At 69.4% G+C, this 12653-nt stretch carries 12 protein-coding genes and 1 pseudogene; 2 read left to right on the top strand and 11 right to left on the bottom strand.

Features of this window, described 5'->3' with window-relative positions:
- Window positions 1-278 precede the first annotated feature (278 nt).
- Window positions 279-1943 carry an energy-dependent translational throttle protein EttA gene (gene ettA, locus N800_RS06255; RefSeq protein WP_036136000.1) on the top strand — a complete coding sequence of 555 codons (1665 nt, stop codon included), beginning with the start codon at window positions 279-281 and terminating at the stop codon, window positions 1941-1943.
- Window positions 1944-2029: 86 nt separating this feature from the next.
- Entirely contained in the window at window positions 2030-2842 is an 813-nt protein-coding gene (gene pyrF, locus N800_RS06250) for an orotidine-5'-phosphate decarboxylase (protein ID WP_036135997.1), read from the top strand.
- Between the two features lie 101 nt (window positions 2843-2943).
- On the opposite strand, the gene N800_RS06245 is transcribed toward pyrF, so the two are convergent.
- The 11 genes and pseudogenes from N800_RS06245 to gspG form a co-directional block, all read right to left on the bottom strand.
- A complete protein-coding gene (locus N800_RS06245) occupies window positions 2944-3807 on the bottom strand; it encodes a glycosyltransferase family 2 protein (RefSeq protein ID WP_036135995.1) in 864 nt (287 codons plus the stop codon).
- 134 nt (window positions 3808-3941) lie between these two features.
- Window positions 3942-4784 (bottom strand): annotated as a pseudogene (locus N800_RS06240) (glycosyltransferase family 2 protein); the annotation flags it as partial.
- A gap of 21 nt (window positions 4785-4805) precedes the next feature.
- Window positions 4806-7031, bottom strand: a complete 2226-nt coding sequence (gspD, locus tag N800_RS06235) for a type II secretion system secretin GspD (protein WP_036136059.1) — start codon at window positions 7029-7031, stop codon at window positions 4806-4808.
- Between the two features lie 76 nt (window positions 7032-7107).
- Window positions 7108-7902, bottom strand: coding sequence for a hypothetical protein (locus N800_RS06230; protein ID WP_036135992.1), 795 nt, complete (start codon window positions 7900-7902; stop codon window positions 7108-7110).
- On the bottom strand, window positions 7892-8515 hold the full coding sequence (gene gspM / locus N800_RS06225; protein WP_036135991.1) for a type II secretion system protein GspM: 624 nt from the start codon (window positions 8513-8515) through the stop codon (window positions 7892-7894). Before gspM ends, N800_RS06230 begins: the two co-directional genes overlap by 11 nt.
- Window positions 8490-9632: a PilN domain-containing protein gene (locus tag N800_RS06220; RefSeq protein WP_036135988.1), complete on the bottom strand. Its 1143-nt coding sequence runs from the start codon at window positions 9630-9632 to the stop codon at window positions 8490-8492. Before N800_RS06220 ends, gspM begins: the two co-directional genes overlap by 26 nt.
- Entirely contained in the window at window positions 9629-10519 is an 891-nt protein-coding gene (locus tag N800_RS06215; RefSeq protein ID WP_036135986.1) for a type II secretion system minor pseudopilin, read from the bottom strand. The genes N800_RS06220 and N800_RS06215 overlap by 4 nt, the downstream gene beginning before the upstream one ends.
- On the bottom strand, window positions 10516-11169 hold the full coding sequence (locus tag N800_RS06210; RefSeq protein WP_036135984.1) for a prepilin-type N-terminal cleavage/methylation domain-containing protein: 654 nt from the start codon (window positions 11167-11169) through the stop codon (window positions 10516-10518). The genes N800_RS06215 and N800_RS06210 overlap by 4 nt, the downstream gene beginning before the upstream one ends.
- A complete protein-coding gene (xpsI, locus tag N800_RS06205) occupies window positions 11166-11669 on the bottom strand; it encodes a type II secretion system protein XpsI (RefSeq protein WP_269635132.1) in 504 nt (167 codons plus the stop codon). The genes N800_RS06210 and xpsI overlap by 4 nt, the downstream gene beginning before the upstream one ends.
- A complete protein-coding gene (gene xpsH / locus N800_RS06200; RefSeq protein ID WP_052107972.1) occupies window positions 11666-12121 on the bottom strand; it encodes a type II secretion system protein XpsH in 456 nt (151 codons plus the stop codon). The genes xpsI and xpsH overlap by 4 nt, the downstream gene beginning before the upstream one ends.
- Window positions 12122-12183: 62 nt before the next feature.
- A complete protein-coding gene (gene gspG / locus N800_RS06195) occupies window positions 12184-12618 on the bottom strand; it encodes a type II secretion system major pseudopilin GspG (RefSeq protein ID WP_036135980.1) in 435 nt (144 codons plus the stop codon).
- Window positions 12619-12653: the final 35 nt, after the last annotated feature.

The following is a 12653-nucleotide window of genomic DNA, read 5'->3' as shown; positions in this document are numbered from 1 at the left end:
GGGGGGGGGGGGGGGAGATGGCCAAGTTTAACGGGCGGTGAAGGCTGGGGCGAATGGCAGGGCTGGGTGGGGGGGACCTGATGCGGCTGGCCGCCCTTCCCCCGGGCGCCCCGCTGGCTCCGGCCTGAGCCAGGGGCGCCAATCACCCCCCCAAATTGGCGCCCGCCCCCGCCATCCGCGATAATGGTCTGATCCCCAGTTTCCCCGGCCCTGCCCCCGGCAGGTCGCCGCCGTATGTCCAGCGACGCCCCCGGGGCGTTGCGCCCGCCGGAGCCCCCATGTCGCAATTCATCTACACCATGAACGGTGTCAGCAAGACCGTTCCGCCCAAGCGCCAGATCATCAAGGACATCTCCCTGTCCTTCTTCCCCGGCGCGAAGATCGGCCTGCTGGGCCTGAACGGCGCCGGCAAGTCGACGGTGCTGAAGATCATGGCCGGCGTGGACAAGGACTTCACCGGCGAAGCGCGCCCCCAGCCCGGCATCAAGGTCGGCTACCTGGCGCAGGAACCGCAACTGGACCCGACCCACACCGTGCGCCAGGCGGTGGAAGTGGGCCTGGGCGAGATCATCAACGCCCAGCACGCACTGGACGCGGTCTACGCCGCCTACGCCGAGGAAGGCGCCGACTTCGACAAGCTGGCCGCCGAGCAGCAGCGCCTGGAGGCGATCCTCGCCTCGGGCGACGCGCACATGATGGAACAGCAGCTGGAAGTCGCCGCCGATGCGCTGCGCCTGCCGCCGTGGGACGCGGTGATCGGCAACCTGTCAGGTGGTGAAAAGCGCCGCGTCGCGCTCTGCCAGCTGCTGCTGCAGAAGCCGGACATGCTGCTGCTCGACGAACCGACCAACCACCTCGACGCCGAGTCGGTGGAGTGGCTGGAGCAGTTCCTCGCACGCTACACCGGCACCGTGGTGGCCGTCACCCACGACCGCTACTTCCTCGACAACGCCGCCGAGTGGATCCTCGAGCTGGATCGCGGCCGTGGCATTCCGTGGAAGGGCAACTACACCGACTGGCTGGTGCAGAAGGAAGAGCGCCTGAAGCAGGAAGAGAACCAGGAAAAGGCGCGGCAGAAGGCCATCGCCAAGGAACTGGAGTGGGCACGGCAGAACGCCAAGGGCGGCCGCTCCAAGGGCAAGGCGCGCTTGGCCCGCCTGGACGAGCTGCAGTCGGTCGATTACCAGCGCCGCAACGAGACGAATGAAATCTTCATTCCGCCGGGCGAGCGCCTGGGCAACTCGGTCATCGAGTTCAAGCACGTCAGCAAGAAGTTCGGCGACCGCCTGCTGATCGACGACCTGAGCTTCATCGTGCCGCCGGGCGCGATCGTCGGCATCATCGGCCCCAATGGCGCGGGCAAGTCGACCCTGTTCAAGATGATCACCGGCCAGGAAAAGCCGGACTCCGGCGAAATCGTGACCGGCCCGACCGTGAAGCTGGCCTACGTGGACCAGAGCCGCGACAAGCTGGAAGGCAACCACAACGTCTTCCAGGAAGTGTCCGGCGGCCTCGACATCCTCAACATCAACGGCGTGGAGATCCAGTCGCGCGCCTACATCGGCCGCTTCAACTTCAAGGGCCAGGACCAGCAGAAGCTGGTCGGCTCGCTGTCCGGTGGTGAGCGCGGCCGCCTGCACATGGCCAAGACCCTGCTGCAGGGTGGCAATGTGCTGCTGCTCGACGAACCGTCCAACGACCTGGACATCGAGACCCTGCGCGCGCTGGAAGACGCGCTGCTGGAGTTCCCCGGCAACACCTTCGTGATCTCGCACGACCGCTGGTTCCTGGACCGCATCGCCACGCACATCCTGGCCTTCGAAGGCGACTCGCACGTGGAGTTCTTCCAGGGCAACTACCGCGAGTACGAGGAAGACAAGAAGCGTCGCCTGGGCGCCGAGGGCGCACAGCCGCACCGCCTGCGCTTCAAGGCGTTGAAGTAAGGCACGACGAGGACGCCCACAACAAGTGGGCGTCTTCGCATGGCGCGAGGTCGCGCCACATCGCACACATGCAACCGGAGTCGACGATGACGTTCATGCAGCAACTGCGCACGCGCTGGGACCAGGCCAATTCGCTGGTCTGCGTCGGCCTGGATCCGGAGCCGGCGAAGTTCCCGGCGAAGTTCGCCAACGACCCGGACGCGGTGCTGCATTTCTGCATCGACATCGTCGACGCCACCGCCAAGTACACCTGTGCATTCAAGCCGCAGATCGCCCACTTCGCCGCACTTGGCGAGGAGGCGGCGCTGGAGCGGGTTATCGCGCACATCCATGCGCGCCACCCCGGTATTCCGGTGATCCTGGACAGCAAGCGCGGCGACATCGGCAGCACCGCGCAGCACTACGCCACCGAAGCCTTCGACCGTTATGCCGCCGACGCGGTGACCGCAAATCCCTACCTCGGCCGCGACTCGGTGCAGCCGTTCCTCGACCGCGCCGATCGCGGCGTGGTGATCCTGTGCCGCACCTCCAACCCGGGCGCGGGTGACCTGCAGGACCTTCTGGTGGGCGGCCGTCCGCTGTACCAGCACGTGGCCGAGAAAGTCGCGCGCGAATGGAACGGCAACGGCAACTGCGCGCTGGTGGTGGGTGCAACGTGGCCGGAGCAGTTGCGCGACGTGCGTGCGATCGTCGGTGACGTACCGTTCCTGGTGCCCGGCGTGGGTGCGCAGGGCGGTGATGCCGGGGCCGTGGTGCGCAATGCACGCACCGCCGACGGCACCGGCCTGATCATCAGCAGCTCGCGCGCGGTGCTGTACGCCTCCGCGGGCGAGGACTATGCCGAAGCCGCTGCCGCGGCTGCAAAGGCGCTGCGCGACGAGATCAACCAGCACCGCTGAAGTTGCCGCGCAGCATGCCTGCGGCACGTCCGTCGCCTTGCAGGCCCGCCGACTCGGGTGGCCGCGCCGAATGCGCATGGCACGCGCATGGCGAAGGGAGGTCAGCGCTTGAGCGCCGCCCTCAACACCGACAGCGGAAACCGCAGCCAGATCGCCAGGAACACTGCGGCACGCACCAGCGCACCCCGCCGTGGCGCCTCGAAGCGGGAGAAATAGCGCCACAGGCCACGGTGCTTGTGCCACTCCACGAACACCGGGCGCGAACGGCTGGAAACGCCACGCATGTGCAGCACGCGCACGGCATTGGCCACGGCCACGGCCCCGCCCGCCGCGCGCACGCGTCGGCACAGGTCCAGGTCTTCGGCGTGCAGGCGGTAGCCTTCGTCGAAGCCACCGATGCGCTCGAAGAGCGCGCGCGACAGCAACATCAGCGCGCCGGAAATGGCATCCACGGGCTGCAGTGACCGCGCGTCATCGATGGTCACCGCCAATTGCGACTTTCCTGCTGGATTGCGCAGCACGCCCTGCAGCATCCCTGCGAAATCCGGATCACGCCGCCGTGCGGCGGGATCGCGGCGTCCCGATTCATCCACCAGGTCCGCGCCCAGCAGCGTGGGCGGGGAATCCGGGGCCAACGCGAGCATCCGGGTGAAGGTATCGGGCTCGACCAGGCAGTCGGGGTTCACGAACGCCAGCCACGGCGCATCGACATCGCGCGCGCCCTGGTTGCAGGCGACGGAGAAGCCGGGGTTGTCCGGATTGGCGATGAAACGTACGCGCGGGTCGGCCAGCGCGTGGCGCTGCACCACGTCCAGCGTGTCATCGCGGGAATCGTTGTCGACCACGCGGATGGCGCCGACCCCTTCGGCCTCGCGCAGTCGCGTAAGGCACGCATCGATTGTGCTCGCGCTCTGGTAGGTCACGATGACCGCACCGACGCGGGTATCCACGGCGCTGTCGCTCATGCGTCGTCGTCCGCGCGGCATTCCGGGATCACGCAAGCAAGGTCATTCCCTTCGCCGAGCCGGACGGGGTTCGGCGAGGCTAGCTGCGGCTGCGCCGAAGGCGATGCGGAGCGCGGCGCCGCCATGGGGGCGCCTTCGAACAGGTCGCCCTGCGCCTCCGGCGGTCCCAGCGTCGCCAGCAGTTGCGAGAGTTGCTCGCGCGCACCCCGCAGCGGGTCCTGCATCAGGCACTGGGCGAGGCGTGCGTGCCAGTCCGGCCAACGCACCGCCAACCGATCCATGTCGCCGTCCGCCGGTATGCCTTCGCCTCGGCGGGCGACGAACGCAGAATCACAGAGCACGTTGCGCCAACCCAGTCCAGCCAGTCGCAACGAAAGATCGATGAGGGCGGCGTACCAGGATCCGTAACTGGATGCGTCCAGCCCGCCAGTGCGGGCACGCGCCGCACCACGCAGTAGCACTGCATGCCCCACTGCCGCCGGCAGTTCAGGCAACAAGGCCGGCATGTGCGCAGCCGCGTGCGCCAAGCGCAAGGGTTCGGCAGGCACCGGCGCGATCTCGCCGATTCGCGGCCAGGCTGCGACCTCACCCGCGTTGGACCATGGGGTCACGCTGCCGATCGCGCCATCGGCATGCAGGCTGGCGGTCATGTGCTGCAGCCAACCTGGCAGCGGCACGGCGTCCGGCGCCAGTACAACCACGTCCAGGCCCGCGCACGCGGCCAGCGCCTGGTCCAGGTGCGCGACTTCGCCCACGCTGCGCTGGCGGCGGGTGTAATCGGCCTTCAGGTCCGTACGCGCCATCCAGCGCTCGATGATCGCGTACCCGCGCGGACCTGCGCAGGCGTCGTCCGCCAGCCATACCCGCGTGCCCGCGGGCGTGCTGGCATCCAGTGCGGCGAGGCAGGCATCGAGGGCGTCATCGTCGCTGCCCACCGGCAGCACCACGATGGGCAATTCGCCCTGCGCCTCACCCATGCCCGCGTCCCGCTTCGAGCATCAGTACGCGCGCTTTGCCGGCAACGGCTTGAGCGCGCGGAAACGCTGGCCGTATTCGTCGGTCAGGTCGCGCGCTTCCTGCGGGTTGCGGATGATGGTCGGCGTCAGCAGCACCACCACTTCGCTACGCGTGGAAGTGGACGACCGCGTGCCGAACAGCCCGCCGATGATTGGAATACGGCTCAGCCCCGGCAGCCCCGACGAGCCCTTGGTGAGGCCGTCGCTGATCAGGCCCGCGAGCATCACGGTATCACCGCTCTGCACCGCTGCCTCGGTCTTCAGCTTGCGTGTGTTGACCGGCGGGTTGCAGGCGCCCACGAAATCGGCGTCGCTGCAGCGTGCCGGCAACGAGCCCGCCGAGCTGACCTCCTGCACCAGGTCCAGGAACACCATGCCGTCCCTGCTCACACGCGGGCGCACCTTGAGGATCACGCCGGTATCCAGGTACTGCACCTGGCCGTAGGAAGTATTCGTGCCGGTGCCCGTATTGACGGTCACCGACTCGATCGGGATGCGCGTGCCCACGTTGAGCGTGGCCTCGGCGTTGTTGCGCACCACTACCGATGGGGTCTGCAGCAGCTTGAGGTCGGTGACTTCGTCCAGCGCGGTGATCACCGCCGCGGCATTCTTGCCGAGGAACGTCCAACCCAGCCCGGCTGACCCGACCACGCCGGAAACGTCACCCCAGATCCTGCGCCCGACGGCGCTCGCCAAGCCGGCGCCACCGCTCGCCACCGGGTCGGAAACCGCGTTCTCGAAGTACCAGTTAACGCCGTAGCTGAGGTCGCCGGTCAGCGAAACCTCCACCACCTGCGCCTCGATCTGCACCTGCATCGGCATCACGTCCAGGCGCTCGATCACCTCGAGGATGGAACGCCATGCCGCCGGGTTGGCGCGCACCAGCAGCGAATTGGTTTCGTCCACCGCCGACACGCCCACGCGACTGCCTTCGACGTCCAGCGTGACCGAGCCATTGCCGCCGCCACTGCGCGGGCTCAACGCCATGCCTTCGCCGAGGCCGCCACCGCTGCCGCCGCTGCTGCCCTCGCCTGACATCTGCGCAACGCTGCCACCCTCGCTGTCTTTCAGTTCCACCGATTGCAGGCCGGGCATCAGCGACGGCGCACCGCCGCTGCTTCCGCCGCCGCCACTGGTGCTACCGAACACCTCGGCCAGGCGGTCGGCCAGATCCTTGGCCTTGATGTACTTGAGCTCGTAGGAGAACAGCTGCGACTCGCCGCCTGCGCCGTCGATGCGTTCCAGCCACGTGCGGATGTCGTCCAGGTACGCGGCCTGCGGCGTGATCACCAGCACGGCGTTGGCGCCGTCCAGCGGCATGAAGCGGAACATGCCAGCCACCGGCGTCTTGCTCTGCTCGCCGAAGACCTTTTCCAGGTCGGCCACCACCTTGGTGGCCTTGCCCGACTTCAGCGGGAACACGCCCACCGACATGCCCGACAGCCAATCAACGTCGAACACCTCGATGGTGCGCAGGTAGTTCTCCAGCTCGGCACGGGTGCCGCTCACGGTGATGACGTTGCGCGCGCCATCCACCCCAACCACCGCGTTGGAGCGGGCGTAAGGTTTGAGGATCTTCTCCATCTCGCTCGCCGAGACATAGCGCAGCGGCACGGTGCGCACCTCGAAACCGCGCGCGCTCGCGGCCGAGCCCGTGCGCGCGGCGACGTTGCCCGCCAGCGCCTGGTCGGCCGGCACGATGTTGTAGCGACCGCCGCTGTACACCATGCGGGCGTTGTTCCAGCCCAGCACCATTTCCAGCAGGTTCATCGCATCCGCCGGGCTGACCGGCTTGGGCGTGGCCAGCGTCACCGTGCCCTGCACGCCCGGCGCGATGACGTAGTTCTGGCCCAGCATGTCGCCGAGGATGGCCTTGACGACCGCATGCAGCGATTCACCTTCGAAGTTGAAGGTAGCCTGCCCGCTGCTGCCGCCAAAGTTCGGCGGCGGCGCCGACGCGGCACTGCGGTTGATGACTTGCCCGGTGCCGCGGCGGATCTGCGGCTGCGGGCCGGCGTCGCTGGTCGCCAACGGCTCGCTCTTGACGCCGCCGCCCACGGCGGCGGTCGAACCGGCCGTGCCCGCGCTGCGCTGCAACGATGCCGGATCGGCATCGCGACGCACATTGGCCTGCGGCACCGTCGCGCACGAGGTCGCGAATGCCACGCTGCAGCCGAGCCACAGGGCCCGAGTGAGCGGTGATGCCATCAACGGGGCGGCGGTGGAAGCCTGGCCGGTGCGCGCGTGCTGGTTCTTGGAAGATGTCATGACATGCACTCTAGGGTTACTTGGCCGGCGGTTGCGCCTGGGCGGCTTCGCGGCGCAACTGCTCGCGACGTGCCTGGATGCGTTTGCGGATGGCCTCCATCTGGGCTTCCGGCGTGACGGGAGCCTGGGCATTGGCAGCAGCGGGGCGGGACGGGGCCGGCGTGCCGGGGCTCGGATCGACCACGGCCGGCCCCTGCGGACCCGGGCGTTCGCTAGCCTCGGCAGCGGCAGTGGCCGCCTGGACGGCTTGCGCTGCGGGTGCCGGTGCCGTACCCGCGGCGCTGGCGGACGGCGTGGGCCGTTCGCCACCCGCGCCATCGAACACGCGTAGCTCCAGCGTCTTCTGGCCCTCGGGCCCTTCGAACACCGCACTGCGTGCATTGAGCGACACCAGGCGCCACGCCGGCTGCGGCTCGGGCGCATCGCCCAGCTTCACCCGCAGCGACTGGCTGCCATCGGGTGGCTGCAGGATTGCCAGCTGCAGGTTCGGCGTGATCATCACGCTGGTCAGCACGTAATCGAATGCGGTCGCGGCGTTGGCATCGCCCGCGCCCTGCAGGAAGAACGGCTTGGGGCGGCGGTCGGTGGCGAACAGCGGCCTTTGCCCGATCTCGCTGTACTGCCCCAGCGGGCCGATACGGCTGGGTTGCGCGTTGCGCAGTGGCGGCAGGGGTTTGGCCAAGGCGGCATCGTCGGGCAGCGTGGGCATACGCTCGCCCATGCCGGCCAACGCCAGCGCCCACGCCAGCGCGCCCCAGCCGGCGGCACCGACCAGCAACCACGTCCACGGGCGGGCGGTATCAACGCGCACGCGACACCTCCACGGACGGCGGCAGGTAGCCGTACAGGTCGAAGGAGACGTCCAGGCCGCCTTCGCCGGGGTTGCGCACGCCCGGCGCGAAATACATGCGTTGGGCGAGTACGTTGAGGTTGTTCACGAACAACCGCGGCGTGCCGCTTTCCAGCGAGTGCAGCACCTGCGCCAACTCCGGGTTGCCACAGCGCAGGCGCACCTGCACCACCACCCGGTTGAAGCGCTCGCGCGTGGCCTGCCCGGTCAGCGGCGAGCGATTGGTGATGGCGCAACTGCGGTTGCCGGGGCTGGCTTCAGCCACCACCCGCTCCAGTTGCTGGATCAGTCCGGCGGTGGCCAGTTCGGCGTTGGCTTCCGGCAGGAAGCCCGGCATGGCCGACTGGCGCCGGGTGACTTCGGCCAGACGCCGCGCCACTTCAGGCGCCTGCTTCAGCTCGGCCAGGATGCGCTGTTCGCGCTCCTGCAGCGCGGCGATGCGCTCGTTGAGCTGCAGCATCGGCGCGGTCCACCACGGATGTACGAACAACGCGTAGACGACCAGCAGCACGGCCAGCAGCAGGCCGAGCGCGAGCCAGCGGTCACGGTCAGTGGAAGGTACGGGCGTTGCCACGCGCGGTCTCCTTGCCTGCCGGCGCCTTCGGCCCGATCTCTGCGCTGAGGGTGAAGCGGTCGCGGCCGGACGAGGGGTCCGGTTGCAGCGCGCCGGTCAGCGCCGGCGAGCGCCACAACGGCGAGCCCTGCAGCCGGCCGATCAAGGCCGGGGCCTCGTTGCTCAGGCCAATCAGGGTCAGCCGCTCCTCTTCGATCGCCAGTTTTTCCAGATAGGTGCCGTCGGGCAGGCGGCGGGCCAGTTCGTCGATCACCTCAACCGCGGCGGGCCGCGCTCGGCGGGCGTTGTCGAGGAAGGCCTGGCCCTCGATCAGCGACACCAGTTGCTGGCGTTGCGCGGCGGCGCGGCGCGCGGGCGCGGCGTCACGTTCCAGGCGTTGCTCCAGCGCATCCGCCGCTTGGGTGCGGTTGTCGAGCACCTGCCACAGCGCCAACGCCACGCCGACCACCGCGAATGCGGCCAGGCCCCAGTTCCATACCCGCCACGGATCCGGGCGGCGATGCCGGCGCTCGGGCGGGAGCAGGTTGATGCCGAGCGGCACGCCGTCGGCACCCGCCACGTCCACGCCGCCCAAGGTGCCGGCGAGTGGGCCGATCTGGCCGAGCTGCGCCTCCATGGCCTGGCGCGGCACCGCGACCAGTTCCGCGTCGAGTTGCGCGGCGCGGCGGCGCAGCACGCGCACGTCGTACACCACCGCGTCGGCAGTGAACGGGGTCTGGCGGTCGATCTCGAAGCCGACCACATCGCGCAGGCGGTCGGCGGCGGCCGCGGGCAAGGTCATTTCACGCCGCAGCGCCACCGCAGCCGGCAGCAGCAGCGCGCGCGGCAATTCCGCGGCACGCGCCGACAGCACGCGGGCCAACGGGTCGGCCATGCCGTCATCGGCGAGCGCGGGCAGGCGCGCCAGATCGCGAAGCTCAGCCCCCTGCTGCAGGCGCAACTGCACCCCGTCGGCGCCCGGCTGCAACAGCAGGCGGCCTGCGCCAAGCCCCAGCACGCGACGCCAACCTTCGGGCAGCCACGTGGCCAACGAGGTGCCCCACCATGCCAGGAAACCGCCAGCGCCCGCAGGCATCAGCGTTCCGGCACGTCCCAGTCGGTCACGCAACCGATTCATCGCGGCGAAGCTCCTTCCTCCCATCGCAACACGGTGTAGGCCATGCCTGGCACCGCGTTGCCTCCCACGCGCACGACGGCCCGCAACACCGACTCGCGGCCGTCCGGCAGCCGCGCACGGCTCTCAATACTATACGTGCCACTCCCGCTGGCCACGAGCCGCCCAGCCTCCGTCGGGTCGAGATTCCCCGCGACCGGAGCCGTACGGGCCGCAACCATGGCTTCCCCGTCCTGCCCCATCGCATCCAGCACCACTGCCGGAGCGAACGCGGGATCCGGAGCCGCTCGGCCACTGTGGACGGTGATGTAAGGCTCCACCTTGGCGTACAGGGCGGGGGTCATGCCCAGCACCTGCTCCAGTTCGGCCACGCTCTCCATCTCCGCGTCCTTGGCGCCATAAGGCAAGCCAGCAGCGGCGTAATCCGGGTCTTCAGCGCCACCGGAAGGCTGGGTGAGCAGGTCGGGGTCGCGCCAATCGATGACGGCCGCGGCCAGTCGCGTGGCGCGCTCGCCCGGCTCGCCAACGGCGCGGAACAGTTCGGTCAGCAGGGTGAGGTCGGACTGGTTGAGGTCAATCTTGCCGTTCTCATCCAGCAGGGTGACGGTGAGCTGCGCGCCACCGTAGCTCCAGGGCTGTGACCGGCCATCCGGGGCCCAGCGGCGGCGGGGGTCGGGGTCGTCGACGCGGGTGAGCGCGTAGTCCAGGCCGGCCCGCACGATGGCATTCGCGGCCACGCCACGCACCTGCACCTGGCCCTGCATCGACTCCACGCGCGCAGTCAGCGCGAAGCCGCCGATCAGGCCGGCGAGCAGCAGGAGCAACCACAGCACCAGCAGCAGGGCCGCGCCCCGGGCAGGAGTTCGTCGCGGCGGGTGGCGCGTGGTCATCGGGCCGCCGCCTCCGCTTCACCGACTGCGGGCGAGGCCACGCTGGTGGCCATCGGCAGTGCGACCACCATCGGCGGCCAGGCGCGGTCGTCGGCGTCAATCAGCGTGACCTCCACCAGCAGTGGCAGCTGCGCCACGGCCGTCCAGCGGTCCTGCCATTCGCCCAACCCGCCGCTTTGCCCCAGCCCGCGGTAGCGGAACTTGGCCTCGCGCAGGCCTTCGACCAGCATCTCGGGCGGGCGCGGCGGGTCTTCGGCGAAGGCTTGGCCGGCCAACACCAGTTGCAGGTCCAGGCTCAGCGCTGGCTCGCCGTCCACGTCGGTCACGGCCAGGTCGTGCAGGTAGGGTCCGCCGCGGCCGAGGTAATCGGGCAGGTCGGCGACAAACCGCAGCCGGTCGGGTTCACCGACGAAGCGCAGCGGTTCGCCGGTGTTCTCGGTGGTGCCGAACGCCACCGGTCGCGCAGCAGCCAGGCGCTTGCGCAGGAAGCCGGCCACAGCACGTTCGCGTTCGCTATGCCCGGCCAGGCTTTCGCCACGGCCGGCGGTGCGAACAGCGGCGCTGAGCGTGGCGAACGCCAACGCCAACGCGGTGGCCAGCAGCACGGTGGCCAGCAGCACTTCGATCAGGGTGAAGCCGCGCGCCTTCATGGTGTGTCCTCGCCGGTGTCGGTGGCCAGGCGCAGGCTGCGCACGGACAGGCGCTGACCGGGACGGCCGTCGCCCCATTCCACGTCCAGTTCCACTTCCAGCAAACGAGGGCCCTGCGCGGACACAGGCGCGACGGGCGCGGCCGCGACCTCCTCGCGCCAGGGTTGAACACTGAGCCGCCACCGGTAGGTACCGTCCTCGAAATCGCCGTCGCGCTGCTGCGGTCGCAGCGGCGCATCCATGTCCAGTTCGTCCAGCAGCGACTGCGCGTGCAGCGCCGCCCGTCCGCCGTCGGCGGCGACGCGGACCTGGCGCGTGGCACCGGAGAGCGTGCCCAGCAACAGGGTCAATCCCAGGGCGAGCAGGGCAAACGCGACGATCACTTCGATCAACGTGTAGCCGCGCTGGCGCGTGGCGCGGAGTGCTGTCTGCCAGGCCGCGCCACGCCGGCACGCACAGCGGCCATCACGCGTTGCCACTTCCTGCCAGTGGCTGTTCACGGCGTGGCCTCCACGCGCTTCAGGCGCACTTCGCCGGTCATCCACGCCACGTCGATGCGCCAGGCCGCGCGGTCGTCGCTGAGCTCAATGCGCCCACCGGTGGCGGCGCCGTCGTTGAAGAACTGGATGGCGCCCTCCCCTTCGGTGGGCTGCACTTCGCGCGCGCCGATGAAGCGCACGCCCAACGCGGCCGGAATCTCACCGCTGCGATTGTTGGGTGCCTGCCAGCGATGGCCCTGCGGGTCGATCACGAAACGCTGCGGTTGTCCGGTGGACAGTGCGAGGGTGCGCGTGTAGCGCAGTTGCGCCGCGATCTGCTTGGCGTTGGAGCGCAGCTGCATGCCGCGCCAGCCACCGCCCAGCGTGGCGGCCGCCAGCACGGAGATGCCGGCAATCAGCGCGATCACCAGCAGCATCTCCAGCAATGACACGCCCCGCTGTGCGCGCTTCATCCGCTCGGCTCCCACCGCTGCGTTCCATCGTGCCGCGCAGTCACGCGTGGGCGCGGCCCGGCTTATTCGTACTTGATGTCGGTGTCGTAGCTGCTGCCGCCGACCTTGCCGTCCTTTCCGAGGATTACCAGGTCGAAGTCACGGCCATCACCCGGTGCGCGGTATTCGATGGCGTGGCCCCACGGGTCCTTGAGCTCGCTGTCCTTTGCGTAAGGCCCCAGCCAGCCGGCCGCGTCGCCGGGCTGGGTGACCAGTTCGTCCAGCGTGTTGGGCAGGCGGCCGGTGTCCATCTGGAACGACTCGACCTTCTGTGCCAGCGTCGCCACCTGCGACTTGGCCAGGTTGGCCTTGGCGCGGTCAGCGCCGCCCAGCACACGGCTGCCGACGAAGGTCAGCACGGCGCCGATCAGCACGATCACGATGATGATCTCGATCAGGCTCATGCCGCGCTGCGCGGCGGCGGTCGGGGATCGGGTCAGGGAGCGGGTGTTTCGCATTGCATCCTTCCGTAACAGATGAGTCCAGATTCAAC

Origin of the sequence: Lysobacter daejeonensis GH1-9 (assembly GCF_000768355.1) — a bacterium.
Taxonomy (GTDB): Bacteria; Pseudomonadota; Gammaproteobacteria; order Xanthomonadales; family Xanthomonadaceae; genus Aerolutibacter; species Aerolutibacter daejeonensis.
The sequence above is the reverse complement of the archived record's forward strand: the minus strand, read 5'-3'. Positions and strand labels throughout refer to the sequence as shown.

What these genes read in the sequence shown, in the direction of transcription:
- N800_RS06245 (WP_036135995.1), bottom strand. Translation starts at nt 3,807, where the DNA reads ATGAGCGACAGCGCCGTGGATACCCGCGTCGGTGCGGTCATCGTGACC.
- xpsH (WP_052107972.1), bottom strand. Translation starts at nt 12,121, where the DNA reads ATGAAGCGCGCACAGCGGGGCGTGTCATTGCTGGAGATGCTGCTGGTG.
- pyrF (WP_036135997.1), top strand. Translation starts at nt 2,030, where the DNA reads ATGACGTTCATGCAGCAACTGCGCACGCGCTGGGACCAGGCCAATTCG.
- N800_RS06215 (WP_036135986.1), bottom strand. Translation starts at nt 10,519, where the DNA reads ATGACCACGCGCCACCCGCCGCGACGAACTCCTGCCCGGGGCGCGGCC.
- N800_RS06220 (WP_036135988.1), bottom strand. Translation starts at nt 9,632, where the DNA reads ATGAATCGGTTGCGTGACCGACTGGGACGTGCCGGAACGCTGATGCCT.
- N800_RS06210 (WP_036135984.1), bottom strand. Translation starts at nt 11,169, where the DNA reads ATGAAGGCGCGCGGCTTCACCCTGATCGAAGTGCTGCTGGCCACCGTG.
- gspD (WP_036136059.1), bottom strand. Translation starts at nt 7,031, where the DNA reads ATGGCATCACCGCTCACTCGGGCCCTGTGGCTCGGCTGCAGCGTGGCA.
- ettA (WP_036136000.1), top strand. Translation starts at nt 279, where the DNA reads ATGTCGCAATTCATCTACACCATGAACGGTGTCAGCAAGACCGTTCCG.
- gspG (WP_036135980.1), bottom strand. Translation starts at nt 12,618, where the DNA reads ATGCGAAACACCCGCTCCCTGACCCGATCCCCGACCGCCGCCGCGCAG.